The organism is Rhizobium sp. UFLA01-1127 (genome assembly GCF_059803845.1).
This window is the reverse complement of record NZ_JAUQTZ010000144.1, coordinates 1-15,764: the sequence shown is the minus strand read 5'-3', so window position 1 is coordinate 15,764 and position 15,764 is coordinate 1. Positions and strand designations below refer to the sequence as shown.

Annotated in this window: 18 protein-coding genes; 11 read left to right on the top strand and 7 right to left on the bottom strand. The window is 59.2% G+C overall.

The window, feature by feature from the left end; all coding sequences use genetic code 11:
• Positions 1-194 (top strand): hypothetical protein (locus tag Q4Q11_RS26325; RefSeq protein ID WP_498571309.1); only part of this gene is annotated, 194 nt, incomplete at its 5' end.
• Positions 195-352: 158 nt separating this feature from the next.
• Here the strand turns inward: Q4Q11_RS26325 and Q4Q11_RS26320 are convergent.
• On the bottom strand, positions 353-1,336 hold the full coding sequence (locus Q4Q11_RS26320; RefSeq protein WP_162736028.1) for a glycosyltransferase family 2 protein: 984 nt from the start codon (positions 1,334-1,336) through the stop codon (positions 353-355).
• 297 nt (positions 1,337-1,633) lie between these two features.
• Here Q4Q11_RS26320 and Q4Q11_RS26315 point away from each other — a divergent pair, with 297 nt between their 5' ends.
• A complete protein-coding gene (locus Q4Q11_RS26315) occupies positions 1,634-2,848 on the top strand; it encodes a glycosyltransferase family 2 protein (protein WP_112510019.1) in 1,215 nt (404 codons plus the stop codon).
• Positions 2,849-2,919: 71 nt separating this feature from the next.
• On the opposite strand, the gene Q4Q11_RS26310 is transcribed toward Q4Q11_RS26315, so the two are convergent.
• From Q4Q11_RS26310 to Q4Q11_RS26300, 3 genes are all read right to left on the bottom strand, one after another.
• Positions 2,920-3,666 (bottom strand): phosphodiester glycosidase family protein, encoded by a 747-nt coding sequence (locus Q4Q11_RS26310; protein ID WP_498571308.1) that lies wholly within the window; start codon positions 3,664-3,666, stop codon positions 2,920-2,922.
• 130 nt (positions 3,667-3,796) lie between these two features.
• A complete protein-coding gene (locus Q4Q11_RS26305) occupies positions 3,797-4,489 on the bottom strand; it encodes a 4Fe-4S dicluster domain-containing protein (protein ID WP_113216221.1) in 693 nt (230 codons plus the stop codon).
• A 101-nt stretch (positions 4,490-4,590) separates the two neighbouring features.
• Positions 4,591-6,171: a trimethylamine methyltransferase family protein gene (locus Q4Q11_RS26300; protein WP_112510023.1), complete on the bottom strand. Its 1,581-nt coding sequence runs from the start codon at positions 6,169-6,171 to the stop codon at positions 4,591-4,593.
• Between the two features lie 259 nt (positions 6,172-6,430).
• Between Q4Q11_RS26300 and Q4Q11_RS26295 the strand changes: the two genes are divergently transcribed.
• Positions 6,431-7,132 (top strand): cobalamin B12-binding domain-containing protein, encoded by a 702-nt coding sequence (locus Q4Q11_RS26295; RefSeq protein ID WP_112510357.1) that lies wholly within the window; start codon positions 6,431-6,433, stop codon positions 7,130-7,132.
• Positions 7,133-7,197: 65 nt separating this feature from the next.
• Here Q4Q11_RS26295 and Q4Q11_RS26290 read toward each other — a convergent pair whose 3' ends face one another.
• Positions 7,198-7,356 (bottom strand): entericidin domain-containing protein, encoded by a 159-nt coding sequence (locus Q4Q11_RS26290; RefSeq protein ID WP_498571311.1) that lies wholly within the window; start codon positions 7,354-7,356, stop codon positions 7,198-7,200.
• Between the two features lie 18 nt (positions 7,357-7,374).
• On the opposite strand from Q4Q11_RS26290, the gene Q4Q11_RS26285 reads away from it, so the two are divergent.
• From Q4Q11_RS26285 to Q4Q11_RS26255, 7 genes are all read left to right on the top strand, one after another.
• Positions 7,375-8,013, top strand: a complete 639-nt coding sequence (locus Q4Q11_RS26285) for a DUF1638 domain-containing protein (RefSeq protein WP_112510027.1) — start codon at positions 7,375-7,377, stop codon at positions 8,011-8,013.
• Between the two features lie 236 nt (positions 8,014-8,249).
• Entirely contained in the window at positions 8,250-8,552 is a 303-nt protein-coding gene (locus Q4Q11_RS26280; RefSeq protein WP_113223303.1) for a virulence factor, read from the top strand.
• Positions 8,545-9,123, top strand: coding sequence for a methylenetetrahydrofolate reductase C-terminal domain-containing protein (locus tag Q4Q11_RS26275; protein WP_112510031.1), 579 nt, complete (start codon positions 8,545-8,547; stop codon positions 9,121-9,123). Before Q4Q11_RS26280 ends, Q4Q11_RS26275 begins: the two co-directional genes overlap by 8 nt.
• Before the next feature lie 3 nt (positions 9,124-9,126).
• Positions 9,127-10,233 (top strand): methylenetetrahydrofolate reductase, encoded by a 1,107-nt coding sequence (locus Q4Q11_RS26270; RefSeq protein ID WP_113223302.1) that lies wholly within the window; start codon positions 9,127-9,129, stop codon positions 10,231-10,233.
• A 102-nt stretch (positions 10,234-10,335) separates the two neighbouring features.
• On the top strand, positions 10,336-11,301 hold the full coding sequence (locus tag Q4Q11_RS26265; RefSeq protein ID WP_112510035.1) for a methyltetrahydrofolate cobalamin methyltransferase: 966 nt from the start codon (positions 10,336-10,338) through the stop codon (positions 11,299-11,301).
• Positions 11,302-11,405: 104 nt separating this feature from the next.
• Positions 11,406-11,657 (top strand): hypothetical protein, encoded by a 252-nt coding sequence (locus tag Q4Q11_RS26260; RefSeq protein WP_498571307.1) that lies wholly within the window; start codon positions 11,406-11,408, stop codon positions 11,655-11,657.
• A gap of 45 nt (positions 11,658-11,702) precedes the next feature.
• Positions 11,703-13,703, top strand: a complete 2,001-nt coding sequence (locus Q4Q11_RS26255) for an ASKHA domain-containing protein (RefSeq protein ID WP_498571310.1) — start codon at positions 11,703-11,705, stop codon at positions 13,701-13,703.
• A 16-nt stretch (positions 13,704-13,719) separates the two neighbouring features.
• Here the strand turns inward: Q4Q11_RS26255 and Q4Q11_RS26250 are convergent, their stop codons facing one another.
• Positions 13,720-14,619, bottom strand: a complete 900-nt coding sequence (locus Q4Q11_RS26250; RefSeq protein ID WP_112510039.1) for a LysR family transcriptional regulator — start codon at positions 14,617-14,619, stop codon at positions 13,720-13,722.
• 123 nt (positions 14,620-14,742) lie between these two features.
• Between Q4Q11_RS26250 and Q4Q11_RS26245 the strand changes: the two genes are divergently transcribed.
• The gene (locus tag Q4Q11_RS26245; RefSeq protein ID WP_498571306.1) at positions 14,743-14,931 is read left to right on the top strand and encodes a hypothetical protein; all 189 of its coding nucleotides are present in this window, start codon (positions 14,743-14,745) and stop codon (positions 14,929-14,931) included.
• A 52-nt stretch (positions 14,932-14,983) separates the two neighbouring features.
• Here Q4Q11_RS26245 and Q4Q11_RS26240 read toward each other — a convergent pair.
• Positions 14,984-15,764 (bottom strand): hypothetical protein (locus tag Q4Q11_RS26240; protein WP_498571305.1); only part of this gene is annotated, 781 nt, incomplete at its 5' end.

Here is a 15,764-nt window from a genome sequence, read left to right as displayed (position 1 = left end):
TCCGTGGCGCATCGCATGTCCGTCATCGCAAGTTCACCGCCGACATCGCCAGCCGGTTCCCGCAATGGACATTGCTGAAGCTGTTCGAGAATCCCTATAAGTTCAAGGAATCGACCGAAGCGGATTTCGCCATCTACAGCCGCGACGAATTCGAAGACGCGTCGGATCTGAACGAACTCGACACCATTCGATAGAACGAACCGGATATTGAAAAGAGGCGCAGCGACCAGGTCGCTGCGCCTCTTTTCGTTCGGCAATCATATCACGGGCGGCAGGTCTATCCCTCTATTTTTACGCAATTCCGGACGAAAACCACCATACACTTTTCCTGGAATTGCCTCAGCCCGCTACCTTAGCGCCCGCCGAATAGAAGATGCGGCGCCTGTTTCAGCCTGAGCGCTATGTCAGCCATCTCGATCGACTGCTTCCGGACATAATCGTACTCGGTCTGACCATATCCCTCATAGCACTGCCTGATCAGCGCGAAGAAACGTTCCCTCAGATCATAAGGCAATTGCGGGTAGATCCAGCACAGCAAATCGAGCTTGCTGCGAAGGAACCACTGATAATAGGCCTCCTTCATCCGCGGCAGGCGCGTAAACAGCACCTCCACCTCAGCGAACGCCTTGAACACTTCGAAACGCTTTTCCGTAAAGACATTCGTAAGCTGCGCGGCGCCCTGGTAGACGCGGTGCGCGATGAGATAGCGGTTCATCATGCCGATCTTCTGCGCATGCATGTAGATATGCCAGTGAGCATAGATATCGTTGTGAACGCGCGTTTCCGAGAAACGCAGGCCCGTCTCCCGGCAAAGTCTGGCACTGACGACCTTGTTCCAGGGAAAATTCACGGTGAAAAGCAGTCGTCCGCACTGGTCGAGCGTAAAAACCCCTATGTCGGTATCGCCAACCAGTTCCTGCCAGGCATCGTTGTCGATCTCCAGCATCGGGCCGAGGCGACCGCTCTTCTCCGTGACATAGCGGTAACGAAACACCATCACATCGCAGCCGCTGGCTTCCATGTGATACACCACCTCGTCGATCGAACGATGCGCCAGCATGTCGTCGGCATCGAGAAAATAATAATAGTCGCCGTGCGCCGCCGCCATGCCGGCGTTCCGGCTGTATCCGGCCCCGCCATTTTGCGGATTGCGCAGCAACCGCACCCGATCGTCGCGCTGGGCATGCCGCTCGACGATCATCGCGGTCGCATCTCGGGACATGTCGTCGACGACGATCACTTCCAGAACGTCGCGATTTTCAAGAACCGCCGCAATCGTTTCACCGATGGACTCCTGCGCGTTATAGGCGGGAATGATGACGCTGACTTTGCTCACAAGGTCTCCTGATGCTGACATGAATGCCGACCGCTGACGATATCGGACGTATCACATGCTCGCGCTATCCTGTCGCGTTTCCGGGCGAAGCAGCCCCGGAAACGGCAATCCTGTCCTGTCGGGACCGCAGGACCGCTCTTTCCCGAGCATAGAGGGCGGAACTTGCACTGAACTGGAGCATCGGCGTCTCCGCCGTCGGAACATTTGCCGGGCTATCCAGCTCCGCGAAAGCAATCCGGCTTATGCAGGGATCAAAGTCGGCGCATTGAATCACGCCGATGCCCTGCGGAGAAATCGATGTCCTCTACCCAAGTCCCCGTTCTTTCGATCTGCGTGCCGACCTATAACCGTCAGTTCATGCTCGAGCGGAACATCAATTTCCACTTGGAAGCATTCCGCCGGCTGGACCTTCCCTTCGAGATCGTCATCGTCGACGATTGTTCGACCGACAATACGGCCGCCTATATCCAGTCGATCTCGCACCATCCGGAAATCAGTGCCTATCGCCGGGCAAGCAACTCCGGTTTCATCAGCAACTACGCCTTTGCAATGCAGAGAGCCCGCGGACACTACGCGGTCTTTCTCGGCGACGACGATCTCCTGATCCCCGAAAAGGTCGTCGAATATCTTCGCATTATGGTGGACGATCAAAATATCGGCATGATCCAGGCGCCGTGGCTTCTGGTCGATGGCCGGCCAGGCGGCGGGGATATGGAGCCCTTCTATCACCTTTCCTATCCGACCCGTCACTCCAAGGGCGACTTCCGCTCGATGCTCGACTTCATTCTCGAGCGTCATATCTTTCCCGAATTCATGATCATCCGGCGCGACGTTCTGCTGAAATCGATTTCGAGCCCGACGCCGTTCATTTTTTGGGCGTTTCTTTACACCACCCGTGCTTTGGACAAGGCGGACGTGCTTTTCATGCCCGAACCCTTTGCGCGCGTCACTGCCGTTTCCGACGACCCGCGCCTGCAGCAGGGTAACAAGGAATGCATGTTCCAGTGGGATACCTACAGGGGCGGCCTCGAATATCTCGCCTCACAGGCTCTGCGCGGCAACCATTACGCACCGGATTATCGCAGCTCGCTGATGCCGCGCATCACCGAATTCATGCTGCAGCGTCAGGCGGTCGCGATGCGCCTGCATGTCAACGCGCAGAACTGGGTCGAAGCCTATATCATGTATCACCGCATGGCGGCCTATCTGCCGGCGCCGCTGCCGCCGGAATCCTACGATCAGATCCGCAAGCTGGCGGGCATCTCCACCGCGGCAACCGAGGCGATCGCCTTCAATGGCGAGCCTGTCATCATCGAGCCGATCATCGACGACGCAACGATCAACCTTCTCCCGCAGTCGATCCGCCAACACTTGTCGAGGGAAGCGCCTCAGACCGGCGCCTATGGCGGCAAGCCAAGGGCCTATCTTCGCTTCACTGAGGATTTCCCGGGCAATCCGGGTCCGAAGGACGGCCTGTTCAGCATCCTCACCTATATCGATCAGTTCGTCTGAGATTTTGCGGCGGCAACGGAGAGCTCCGCGGCGCAAAGGCGTTGCGGGGCTCTTCGCGTTTCAGGCGCCGATCAGCCCGGCAGCATTTCCGTCACCGCAATGATAGGCCCGAGCGGAAACAGGCTGTCGCGCCTTTGCCATTCCGGTATGTCGACGCTGGAAATGCTGCCGTCGAGAAACAGCGCATTCGGACATTTCAGATCGTCACGAAACAGCGTTGCAAAATCGTGGAAGCGCACCGGGCCATCGGAAATCGCGAACACGACGAGCCCATCCACGGTGACGCCGACGCCGTTTCGGGTCTTGAGGCTGGTGCTGTCGGCCAGAAACGACGGATGGAGCTTGCCGCCGATGACGAGCATCGGACCGGACTGGGTTGCGTAGAACGGCTTGATGCCGGAAGCGGCGAAAGCCTTGCTTTCCATGACCGCCGCTTTGCCTGGCGAGGTATAGAAGACTCCGTTCGGCAGGAGATGGAAATTGCCCCATCCGCTGTTGGTATTGATCGCCTTCAGCTCGCGCCCGTTTTCGACGAACAGGCCGACCGGTGACTGGTCATCCAGATACATGCCGCCATTCATGGCGAAGCGCACATAGACCCGATCCTGGCGCAGATCCATTTCCAGCGCCCGGAACGAGCCGTAGGGTTTGCCGCTGCGGTCATTGTGGAAAATCCGGATATCGTCGTGGGCGGGATCGAAAGTACAGATCGTATAGCCATCGCCAAGATGCCGAACCTTCTGGCAGGCTTCGCCGGCCGAAGCGGTGGCGGCAAAGGCAAGAACGGCAAGCATGACCATCGATCGAATCAAGTGCATGGCTCCGCATGAATAGAGTATTTCCAGGAACAATGCGCTGCAGTTTTCCGTCCGGAATGCACAAAGAAACGCATCTGGCACAAGCCCCAGAACGCATCCGCAATGCGGCGAAACAGGGAATGCGTGAAAACTAAAGCTGGAGCGCCGCCATATGGAAGGCAAGCTGCTCAACGGAATAACGATAGCAGGCTCCGACCGGGCATGCATTGCGCGCAAGGCATCCGCTGGCCATGCAGCCAACCTGCCCTTCCCGCTTACGCAGATGCGAACGACAACTCGGAACGTCGAAGCCTGCCGCTGTTACGGCATCGACGGGGCAAGCCGTGAGACATGGCTTCTCGACGCACTGATCGCATGGATGCTCGGAAAATGCCTGTACCTCGTCATCTTCAAGGACGTCCGCAAATCCCAATGCACCGCGATAGCCATGCCATAGGCCATAGTCCGGATGAATCAATATGCCGAGCGGCGATGCCTTTAGCCCCTCGGCCTGCATGGCCCATCGCTGAAATGGTTGCCAGGGAGGGTCCGAAGGAAAATAGGCCGTAGCCCCCGCCTCTACCGCAATCGGCCGTATGATCGCCTTCGACCAGTCGTCCAGCGGATTTTTGCGTGTCCTATTGGCGGGCATGTCCAGCCATTTCGAAAACGCCGGCCAGATCGAACCGCCGATATTGCCGAGCAGGATGATGCTGCGGGCCTCCGTGCCGTCATAAAGGAGCGGCCCCTCGCCCTGGTGGAAAGACAGGCTGCCGCGAACGAAAACTCCGTGGACGCCAAGCGTCGCACGGAGTTGTTCGACTATGGCGGGACCGCACCTCACCGCGGCCCCTTATATTGATAGTGCGGCCGCCAGACCTCCTTCTGGATCAGGTCGGCGACGCGCGTCGCACCGCCTTGCTCCCTGGCGGCCTCGGGCTCTCTTCAGGTGAAGGCGTCAGGCATCGAATCCTTGCGCTTCTGAATATAAGCGAGCAACGCTTCGTCGATCGCCGGATCGAGCGGCGGCGCTTCGTAATGATCGAGCCAGGAGCGGCAAAGCGCATTGGCGCGTTGCTCGATACGCTTCTGTCCTTCGATCTCCCACTGTTCGAAGGAGTTGTTGTCAGCGAGCGCCGAGCGATAGAAAGCGGACTGGAAGTTGGCCTGCGTATGGGCGCAGCCGAGGTAATGACTGCCCGGGCCGACTTCGCGGATGGCATCCAGCGCCTGGCCGTTCTCCGAGAGATCGACGCCTTCCGCCATCTTCTGCATCATGCCGAGCTGGTCCTGGTCGATCATGAACTTCTCGTAGGAAGAAACGAGACCGCCTTCCAGCCAGCCGGCCGCGTGCAGCACGAAATTCGTGCCGGCGAGCAGCGTCATGTTCAGGGTGTTGGCCGATTCATGGGCAGCCTGTGCATCCGGCACCTTCGACGCGCAAAGCGAGCCGCCGGTACGGAACGGCAGTCCGAGACGGCGGGCCAGCTGTGCCGAGCCGTAGGAGACGAGCGACGGCTCCGGCGTGCCGAAGGTCGGCGCGCCCGACTGCATCGAGATCGAGGCGGCGAACGTGCCATAAAGCACCGGCGATCCCTTGCGGATGAGCTGCGTGAACGAGGCACCGGCAAGTACTTCCGCCAGGATCTGCGTCAGCGTGCCGGCGACCGTTACCGGGCTCATTGCGCCCGAAAGAATAAACGGAGAAACGACCGAAGCCTGATTATGCCGCGCATAGACCTTCAGTGCGCCGAGCATGGTCTCGTCGAACACCATCGGCGAGTTGGCGTTGATGAGGTTCAGCGTGACGCAATTGTTTTCGACGAAATCGTCGCCGAAGACGATCTTCGCCATCGCAATAGTATCCTCGGCCCTTTCCGGTGCCGTGACCGAGCCCATGAACGGCTTGTCGGAATATTTGATATGGCTGTAGACCATATCCAGATGGCGCTTGTTGACCGGGATATCGACCGGCTCGCACACAGTGCCGCCGGACGAATGCATCGACGGCGCCATATAGGCGAGCTTCACGAAATTGCGGAAATCCTCGATCGTCGCATAACGGCGGTTGCCGTCGAGATCGCGCACGAAGGGTGGGCCGTAAACCGGCGCGAAGATCGTCGCCTTGCCGCCGACATGGGCGTTGCGGGCGCTGTTGCGCGCATGCCAGGTGAATTCCTTCGGCGCCGTCTTCAGAAGCTCGCGGCAAAGTCCCTTCGGAAAATGCACGCGCTGTCCGCGCACGTCGGCACCCGCTTCCTTCCAGAGTGCGAGAGCTTCCGCATCGTCGCGAAATTCGATGCCGATTTCCTCCAGAACCTTGTCGGCATTGCGCTCGATGAGCTGAAGACCCTCTTCGTCAAGCACTTCATAAACGCCGATCTTGCGCGTGATATAGGGAAGCGAAGGACCCGGCCCGCCGCCGCTGCGCGAAGCGCGTCGTGCCGCGGCACCTCTGCCCTCGCCGCGCGAACGCCGTCCGCCGCCGTCATTGCCTGCAGCCGGTTGCTCAATCATATCGTCCATGATGTTTCCTCACTCCTGCGCATGGATGCGTCTATCGTGCCCCATGCTACCCGATTCCGCCGGCCGGACGTTCCTTAATGCGCCAGCAATTAGCATAGGACAGACATGGATGCGTCAATATCGTCGCTTTCTTTCCGTCGCGAATGATCCGCGCGACGTCGCATTCAAAAAGAGTTTTGGCGGCGTTCGGGTCTATCCGTAATAATAGCAGTGTTTTATACAAGTCTCTGACGCATTGCACGAAAACGGGATGGAGCGCATGTCTGACGACGAAATCATTCTCGCGGAACTTTCGGATGAGGAACTCGTGCAGCAGATGCATGACGACCTGTACGATGGATTGAAGGAAGAAATCGAGGAAGGGACGCAAATCCTTCTCGACCGCGGCTGGACGCCTTACGATGTTCTGACCCAGGCGCTGGTCGAAGGTATGCGCATCGTCGGCATCGACTTCCGCGACGGCATTCTCTTCGTTCCGGAAGTCCTGCTTTCGGCCAATGCGATGAAGGCCGGCATGTCGATCCTGCGGCCGCTTCTGGCGCAGACCGGCGCGCCGAAGCTCGGCAAGATGGTGATCGGTACCGTCAAGGGCGACATTCACGATATCGGAAAGAATCTTGTCGGCATGATGATGGAAGGTGCCGGCTTCGACGTTATCGACCTCGGCATCAACAATCCGGTCGAAAACTATCTCGACGCCATCGAACGCGAACAGCCTGACATTCTCGGCATGTCGGCCCTGCTGACGACGACGATGCCTTATATGAAGGTCGTCATAGATACGCTGAAGGAAAAGGGCCTGCGCGACGACTATGTCGTGCTGGTCGGTGGTGCGCCGCTGAACGAGGAGTTCGGCAAGGCCGTCGGTGCAGACGCCTACTGCCGCGACGCAGCCGTCGCGGTCGAAACCGCTAAGGAATTCATGAAGCGCAAACACAACAGCCTGGCTGCCGGGGCCTGATTGCCATACTTCTCCGAGCCGGCGACGAAAAAGGTTGTCGCCGGCCCACAGACATCCCAAATGAGTTACTGAGCAGCCTTCTTGACGGTATGACCGGCATCTTCCGTCGCATTGACGGCGTTTGCCGTATCTTTGCCCATGCCGCGAATGGTGTTGGAGCATGAAGCAAGCAGCACAAGAATGGCGAAGGCAGCGGCGATTTTGCTGGTTGTCGATACGGTCATCATCAGGAGCCCCTTTAAATGGATGTTGATCGGCAAGATTCGGAGAAAAACCCTCCGCCCGATAAACGCGCGGCAATTCAGAAAGTTCATGTAATCGCGTGCGGGGCAATCGCGCGCGAAATACTGGCGATCGTCAGAATAAATGGGCTCGACCACATCGATCTCCATTGTCTTCCCGCAATCTACCATTCCTATCCGCAGAAGATCGCACCGGCCCTGGAAGAGGCGATTACGGACGCCCGCTCGCGCGGGTTCGAGAAGATCTTCATCGGCTATGCCGATTGCGGCACCGGCGGAGATATCGACAGGATTTGCGAGCGCGAGGGAATAGAACGCCTTTCCGGCCCTCATTGTTATTCCTTCTTCACGGGCAATGAGGCTTTCGCGGCGCGCGACGACGACATTACGTCGTTTTTCCTGACCGACTTCCTCGCCCGTCAGTTCGAATCCTTCGTCATCGTTCCGCTCGGTCTGGACCGTCATCCGGAGCTGCGCGACATGTATTTCGGCAACTACCGCAAGGTGGTCTACCTCTCGCAGGAAGAGGATTCCGCGCTGCAGGCGAAGGCGAAGGAAGCCGCCGCTTATCTTGGTCTGGACTACGAATATCGCTACACCGGTTACGGGGACCTTGGCCGAGAATTGTCTGCTGTCTGATCGCTGCGTCCTCCCCGCTCTTTATCCTGTCTCTTCTTTGCCGAAACCGACATGCTGGACGAACGTTCGACATTCAATCACAGTTCGAACCCAGCCGTTTCAAAGGATAATGTGCGTTAGGGACGCTCGCGGACGAGGTTTTCACGTCGCGTCGTTTTTCGGCATGTGCCGCGTCGTGGCGAGCGCAGTCCGATGGTCGGCCGGCGTGCATTCTTATGTGAAGAGGAGATTTGTGCATGGCGGATCGCATTGTCGTCTACTGGCGGGACATTCCAGCCCAGGTGATTATCAAGAAGGGCAGGCAGACGGCAAAACGCGAGCTATCGCTGCGCTTTACCGAAGCAATCGACATGTGCGCCATGCGCACCGGTGCCGCCGAGACCGACGACTATCTCGCCGAATGGCGCAAGGCCGATCCCGTGCCTGTTTCCGACGACCTTGAAGCTGAAGCAGACGCGGCGGCAAGCGAGCTCGAGGCCGCTTATGATCGCGAGCGGCTAGTGGCGCTGGTGAAGGCCGGAGGCCGCAACAATGGCTGATGCGGTCCAGAAACCCGGCAATGCCGCCGCGGGCGCAAAGGCAGCCAGCGGTGCCTATACGCCAGCCGGCGTCTCTCCCAACCGCCGCGCCCGGCGCAAATATACGGTCCGCCTATGGGCCGTGCGTCACTCGCGCTTCTTCGAATGGTTCTATCGTCGCTTCGCAGACGCCTTTCTCCTGCTTCATCCGTTATGGAAGGCGTTCGGCTATGAACGCGTGGAGCGCCCGATTACCTTTATCGAACGCAATGTGAAGGGCTTCCTGTTCGATTGCCGCATGTGCGGCCAGTGTGCGCTGTCATCGACGGGCATGTCCTGTCCGATGAACTGTCCCAAGCAGCTGCGCAACGGCCCCTGCGGAGGCGTACGCGCCAACGGCAATTGCGAGGTCGAGCCCGATATGCCCTGCGTCTGGGTGCAGGCATGGAAAGGCTCGCAGAATATGACTCAGGGCGATGCGATCCTGAAGGTGCAGAAGCCCGTGAACCAGTCGCTGCGCGAAACCTCCTCCTGGCTTCGCGTCACGGCGGAAGCGGCCGCAGCCCGCGAAGCGGCGAAAAAGGAAGCGTAAGCGATGTCGCATATCGATGAAAATCCGCTTGGCGTGCATCTGCCGCTCGATCCCCTGCCCGGCCATTATTCGCTCGGTCGGCTGGAACGCGTGCTTCGCCGCGGCGAATTCGCCGTCACCGCCGAGCTGAACCCGCCCGACAGCGCCAATGCCGAAGACGTCTACGAACGCGCCGCCATTTTCGAGGGCTGGGTGGATGGCATCAATGCGGTCGACGCTTCGGGTGCAAACTGCCATATGTCCTCGGTCGGGATCTGTGCTTTGCTGACCCGCATGGGCTATGCGCCCATCATGCAGATCGCCTGCCGCGACAAGAACCGCATCGCCATTCAGGGCGACGTGCTGGGTGCTGCCGCCATGGGCGTGTGCAACATCATGTGCCTGACCGGTGACGGTGTGCAGGCGGGTGACCAGCCGGGCGCCAAGCCGGTCTTCGACCTCGATTGCATGTCGCTGCTCGAAACCGTGCGCGTCATGCGCGACAACGCCAAATTCCTCTCCGGCCGCAAGCTGACGTCGCCGCCGAAGGTCTTTCTCGGCGCCGCCATCAACCCCTTCGCACCGCCTTATGATTTCCGGCCCTACCGGCTGGCGAAGAAGATCGAGGCCGGCGCGCAGTTCGTCCAGAGCCAGTATTGCTATGACGTAGCGATGTTCCGGGAATACATGAAGAAGGTGCGCGACCTCGGCCTGCACGAAAAGTGCTTCATTCTCGTCGGAGTCGGCCCGCTCGCCTCGGCAAAAACTGCCCGCTGGATGCGCTCCAACGTACCGGGCGTGCATATCCCGGATGAGGTCATCAAGCGTATCGAAGGTGCACAGGACCAGAAGAAGGAAGGCAAGCAGCTCTGTATCGATATCATCAACGAGGTGAAGGAGATCGAGGGCGTTTCCGGCATTCACGTCATGGCCTATCGTCAGGAGGAATATGTTGCCGAGATGGTGCATGATTCCGGCGTTCTGAAAGGCCGTCAGCCGTGGAAGCGCGAGGCAAGCCGCACCGACGCGCTGGTTGCCGAGCGGCTGCATCAGATCAGCGAAGGCCGGGAAGAAAACCAGCAGGCGATGGCGGAAATCGCTGCCCACCATACGCCGCCGCAGACGCATTGAGTTCGATAAATAGAGCCAGGCCAGGAGAGGAACCGGCCGGCTTGTAACCCAAATCACCGCGCGATAGACCTGCTATCGGGCCAACTGACCAGAGGATCAGACATGACGCGTACCATCGTTGCCTCCGCCACCCGCGAGATCATCATAGGCTTCGACCAGCCCTTCTGCGTGATCGGCGAGCGCATCAACCCGACAGGGCGCAAGAAGCTTGCCGCCGAGATGATCGAAGGCAATTTCGAGACCGTCATCAAGGATGCTCTGGAACAGGTCGCCGCCGGCGCGACCATGCTCGACGTCAATGCGGGTGTGACTTCGGTCAACCCGAACGAGACGGAACCGGGTCTTCTCGTGCAGACGCTGGAAATCGTGCAAGGTTTGGTCGATGTGCCGCTCTCGATCGACAGCTCGGTCACGGCGGCGATCGAGGCTGCGCTCAAGGTCGCCAAGGGCCGGCCGCTGGTCAATTCGGTGACCGGTGAAGAGGAAAAGCTCGAAGCCATCCTGCCTCTGGTCAAGAAATACGATGTACCCGTCGTCGCCATCTCGAATGACGAAACCGGCATTTCCATGGATCCGGACGTGCGCTTTGCCGTCGCCAAGAAGATCGTCGAGCGTGCCATGGATCATGGCATCAAGCCCGAGGACATCGTCGTCGATCCGCTCGTCATGCCGATCGGGGCGCTCGGCGATGCCGGCCGTCAAGTCTTCGCATTGCTGCACCGCCTGCGCCATGAACTCAAGGTCAATACCACCTGCGGCCTTTCCAACATCTCCTTCGGCCTGCCGCACCGCCACGGCATCAATGCCGGTTTCATCCCGATGGTCATCGGCGCCGGAATGACCTCGGCGATCATGAACCCCTGCCGTCCGCAGGAGATGGAAGCGGTGCGCGCGGCCAATGTCTTGAACGGCACGGATGCCAATTGCACCAACTGGATCATGACCTATCGCGATTACAAGCCGGCGGAAGGCGGCGCGGCGACTGCAGCAGCCGCGGCGCCCGCCACCGGTGGCGGACGTCGTGGTGGCCGTGCTGGACGCGCCGGTGCAGGAGCCGCGAGGGAGTAGCGATGACCTATCCGAGCCGCCGGCTTTCCGACGACCTCGCCACCTTGTGGATAGAGGCACCCATGGTGATCGGGATGCGCCTGTCGCAAATGTGGATGACGGCTATGACCGGCGGCCGCGCAAACACGGCCGAATTCAATCGGATGATCACCGAAAAGGTGACCGCCGTCGCCGAAAGTGTCATCGCTGCGAATATGGCGATGGCTGAAGAGAACATTGCGGCGATGACGGCAATCGCGACGGGGCGCAAAACCTCGGCGCATCGGGCGGTGGATTCGATCGCCCGCGCAGCCGTCAAACCATACAGCAAACGCGTTCGATCGAACGTGCGCCGCCTTAGCAAACAGAAAGACTGATCCGTGGCCGAAGCCAGCGACAGCGCAAAACCTCTCGTCCTTTTCATGCCGTCCGGCAAGCGCGGCCACTTCCCGGTGGGAACGCCGGTGCTGGAGGCGGCACGGCAGCTTGGCGTCTATGTCGAAAGCGTCTGTGGCGGCCGTGCGACCTGCGGGCGCTGCCAGGTGTCCGTGCAGGAAGGCAATTTTGCCAAGCACAAGATCGTCTCGGCCAATGACCATCTTTCGCCGATCGGGCCGAAGGAAAAGCGCTATGCCGAAGTGCGCGAGCTGCCGGAAGGCCGCCGGCTCTCCTGCTCCGCTTTGATCCAGGGCGATCTCGTCATCGACGTGCCGCAGGATACCGTTATTAACGCGCAGGTGGTGCGAAAGGCTGCCGACGAGCGCGTCATCGCCCGCGATCCGGCCGTGCACATGTGCTACGTCGAGGTCGAGGAACCCGACATGCACAAACCGTCAGGCGATCTCGACCGCCTGAAGGCGGCCATCGCTGCGGACTGGAAATACGACAACCTCGAAGTGGATTTCCACCTCATCCCGCAGGTGCAGTCGATCCTGCGCAAGGGCGAATGGAAGGTAACGGCCGCCATTCATCGCGATCAGGACAGCGAACGCCCCCGCCTCATCGCACTCTATCCGGGCCTGAAGAACGAGGCCTATGGCATTGCTTGCGATATCGGCTCGACGACGATCGCGATGCATCTGTCGTCTCTGCTGTCGGGCAGAACCGTCGCATCGGCCGGCGCTTCCAATCCGCAGATCCGCTTCGGCGAGGATCTGATGAGCCGCGTCTCCTATGTGATGATGAATCCGGACGGCCGCGAGGCCATGACCAACGCCGTTCGCGAAGCCCTGAACGGCTTGATCGACAAGGTCTGCGCTGACGGCGGCGTGTCGCGCGAGGATATTCTGAACGCCGTCTTCGTCGGCAATCCGATCATGCATCACCTTTTCCTCGGCATCGACCCGACCGAACTCGGCGGCGCACCCTTCGCGCTTGCGGTATCGGGAGCCGTGCATCTGAAATCGGCGGAGATCGGCCTGCCAATGAATGCCGGGACGCGCATCTATATGTTGCCCTGCATCGCCGGCCATGTCGGCGCCGATGCCGCTGCCGCCACGCTTGCCGAAGGGCCGCATCGCCAGGATGAAATGATGCTGCTGGTCGACATCGGCACGAATGCCGAAATCGTGCTTGGCAATAGCCACCGCGTCGTCGCCGCGTCGTCGCCGACCGGCCCGGCCTTCGAAGGCGCGGAGATTTCCAGCGGCCAGCGCGCCGCACCCGGCGCGATCGAGCGCGTGCGCATCGATCCTGTAACCCTGGAGCCGCGCTATCGTGTCATCGGCATCGAACCGTGGTCGGATGAGCCGGGCTTCGAGGAAGCCGCCGCCAAGGTCGGCGTCACCGGCATCTGCGGCTCGGCCATCATCGAGGTCGTCGCCGAAATGTTCCTGACCGGCATCATTTCGGAAGATGGCGTCGTCGATGGCTCGATGACGGCGCGCTCGCCGCGCATCCTGCAGAATGGCCGCACTTTCTCCTATCTGCTGCGCGACGGCGAACCGCGCATCACGGTGACGCAAAACGATATCCGCGCCATCCAGCTTGCGAAGGCGGCGCTATATGCCGGCGTCAAGCTGCTGATGGATAAGCAGGGCATCGATCACGTCGACCGCATCGGCCTTGCCGGCGCCTTCGGCACCTTCATCGACCCGAAATATGCTATGGTGCTGGGCTTGATACCCGACTGCGAGCTCGACAAGGTCAAGGCCGTCGGCAATGCCGCCGGCACCGGCGCACGCATGGCGCTGCTCAATCGCGGCCATCGCCGCGAAATCGAGGAAACCGTCAGGAAAATCGAGAAGATAGAGACGGCGCTTGAATCAAAGTTTCAAGAGCATTTCGTCTACGCCATGGCTATGCCGAACAAGGTCGATAACTTCCCGGAACTCTCCAAGGTGGTGACCTTGCCGGAGCGCAAGCAGATCTCCGACGATGGCGGAGAAGGCAGCAGCCGCAGGCGTCGCCGCAGCCGCGAATAGAAGGGATTGGCCGCGTTCACGCGGCCATTTTGCGGCCGATCTCGACAAAGGCCTGGCGGATGCTGTCAGCCACGGCCTTCATCGGCCCGGTCATCTGCGATGCCGTCAGCAGACGAATGTCGAACGACGTCAATTCCGGCAGCCCCTCGTTCGGCCCGAGAATTTCCATATCGTCGGTGATGTAGGAGCGCGGGAACGGCGCGACCGCAAGATCGGAGACAATCGCCGCGCGCTGCGCCATCGTATGGGCGCTCAGATAGGAAACGCGATAGGCGCGCTTCTGCCGCTCCAGCTGCGCCATCGCTTCCGACCGCCAGATGCAGCCCTCTTCCCAGATCGATATAGGCAGCGGATCGCGGCGATAGGCGGTGCCGCATTTCGCGCCGGCCCAAACGAGACGCTCCGTGTAAATCACCTCGCCCTCGGTCGGAAAAGGGCGCGTCGCGCAATTGATCAGCGCGAGGTCCAGCCGCTGCTCCTCGATGCGCTTCTTGAGCTGGAGGCTCATATCGACGACGACATCGACCATGATGCCCGGATAGGTCTCAGAAAAGCTCTTCAGGATGGTCGGCAGCAGGCGTTCGCCGATGTCGTCAGGTGCGCCAAGCCGCACCACGCCGCTTAGCTCGGGCATGATGAAGCGCGACACCGCCTCGTTGGAGAGCGCCAGAATATTGCGCGCATAGGAGAGCAGCATCTCCCCATGCTGCGTCAGGCTCACCGACCGCGCATCGCGCAGGAACAGCGTAACGCCGAGCTGCTCTTCCAGCTTCTTGATCTGCATGGAAACGGCGGATGGTGTGCGGAAAACTGCATCGGCCGCGGTCGAAAAATTCCCCGTTTCGGCAATCGCGACAAAGGTACGCAGAACTTCATTGTCAAGCAACGGTATGGGCCGGCGGAACGGTACGGTCATATCGATTACCTTTCAATTTTTCTGATCCTTAGCACCATATCATTTCATTTGTCTGAATGTCAACGAACCACCATATTAGATGCAATGGAAATTCATCGCAGACAGCCTCAAAGGAGCAGAATCATGGCTGGCACAGTATCAGACGAGGCCTCAAGGCTTTTCTCGCTTCTACGCCTCCGCAAAATTCAGCGCATGGCACAGCATACGCTCGACGAGATTGCCACCCGCTTTCCCGCTCATCTGATTGATGACGTCAATGCGCGCGGTCTTCCGCCGGATCGTACTCTAGCTGTGGTCAGAACTTTCAAATGATTCCGCTAACAGATTGAAATATATAGTTGCCGGAAAAAATTCTTGATTCTTTTCAGGCCAGATGCTGTCTTTCACTGAATATGGTAGAGAGATAACCTTCACCATCGTCGCGGTGATAGCGAGGGAAGTCAAGAAGGATTGGCTTTGCACCAAGCGCCTGAAGTCCAAGCCCGATTTGAGGCAAAGGCGGAGGCTTGACGCCTGCGAGTACCAGCCTGGCCTTGATCTCAGAAGCGGAAATAAAACGCTCTTGGAACTGCCAAATTTCTTCCATCGAAATTTTGCTCGATGCGAAGAAGCCTTCCTGTTTAAGGATTGCTATCGCGGCCGACCCAAGACGCAAATAAAAGACCGCCTCTCGTACGTTTACTGTTGATTTTGGGTCCACATTAGAATTTTCGCCCTCACAAATAGACCGAATACTGTCAATGTCAGAGACGTAGGCGCGTTTTAGAAAATTCACATTAAGAGGCGTTCGCAGTCTGACATGAACGTTTCGCGTCAGAATTTTTCCCATAATGCGCGTCCAGGGATGCCGGGATGACTTCGAGCCGAAGACGGCATCTAGCATAGAAACGGAACCCATTTCGTCTCCGTCAAGTCGATCAAATTTGGCCAGATCCAGCGGAGTAGCTGCACATGAGAGGCCAAGCACCTGCGCATACCGCTTATCTGGACATTTGATCACTCCATCAGTGTATAATGCGAGAACTTCAATTATGGGCAGACCGAGCGTCTTTGCCTGCTCGATAATTGGTAAGCGCGAATTTCTGTGCGCCTTCTGAAGCGCGGTGCTCTGATGCATGAAGTTTCCACCAAAAATAGGTGGACAC

What these genes read in the sequence shown, in the direction of transcription:
- Q4Q11_RS26315 (WP_112510019.1), top strand. Translation starts at nt 1,634, where the DNA reads ATGTCCTCTACCCAAGTCCCCGTTCTTTCGATCTGCGTGCCGACCTAT.
- Q4Q11_RS26310 (WP_498571308.1), bottom strand. Translation starts at nt 3,666, where the DNA reads ATGCACTTGATTCGATCGATGGTCATGCTTGCCGTTCTTGCCTTTGCC.
- Q4Q11_RS26300 (WP_112510023.1), bottom strand. Translation starts at nt 6,171, where the DNA reads ATGGACGATATGATTGAGCAACCGGCTGCAGGCAATGACGGCGGCGGA.
- Q4Q11_RS26295 (WP_112510357.1), top strand. Translation starts at nt 6,431, where the DNA reads ATGTCTGACGACGAAATCATTCTCGCGGAACTTTCGGATGAGGAACTC.
- Q4Q11_RS26290 (WP_498571311.1), bottom strand. Translation starts at nt 7,356, where the DNA reads ATGACCGTATCGACAACCAGCAAAATCGCCGCTGCCTTCGCCATTCTT.
- Q4Q11_RS26285 (WP_112510027.1), top strand. Translation starts at nt 7,375, where the DNA reads ATGGATGTTGATCGGCAAGATTCGGAGAAAAACCCTCCGCCCGATAAA.
- Q4Q11_RS26280 (WP_113223303.1), top strand. Translation starts at nt 8,250, where the DNA reads ATGGCGGATCGCATTGTCGTCTACTGGCGGGACATTCCAGCCCAGGTG.
- Q4Q11_RS26275 (WP_112510031.1), top strand. Translation starts at nt 8,545, where the DNA reads ATGGCTGATGCGGTCCAGAAACCCGGCAATGCCGCCGCGGGCGCAAAG.
- Q4Q11_RS26270 (WP_113223302.1), top strand. Translation starts at nt 9,127, where the DNA reads ATGTCGCATATCGATGAAAATCCGCTTGGCGTGCATCTGCCGCTCGAT.
- Q4Q11_RS26265 (WP_112510035.1), top strand. Translation starts at nt 10,336, where the DNA reads ATGACGCGTACCATCGTTGCCTCCGCCACCCGCGAGATCATCATAGGC.
- Q4Q11_RS26260 (WP_498571307.1), top strand. Translation starts at nt 11,406, where the DNA reads ATGACCGGCGGCCGCGCAAACACGGCCGAATTCAATCGGATGATCACC.
- Q4Q11_RS26255 (WP_498571310.1), top strand. Translation starts at nt 11,703, where the DNA reads ATGCCGTCCGGCAAGCGCGGCCACTTCCCGGTGGGAACGCCGGTGCTG.
- Q4Q11_RS26250 (WP_112510039.1), bottom strand. Translation starts at nt 14,619, where the DNA reads ATGACCGTACCGTTCCGCCGGCCCATACCGTTGCTTGACAATGAAGTT.
- Q4Q11_RS26245 (WP_498571306.1), top strand. Translation starts at nt 14,743, where the DNA reads ATGGCTGGCACAGTATCAGACGAGGCCTCAAGGCTTTTCTCGCTTCTA.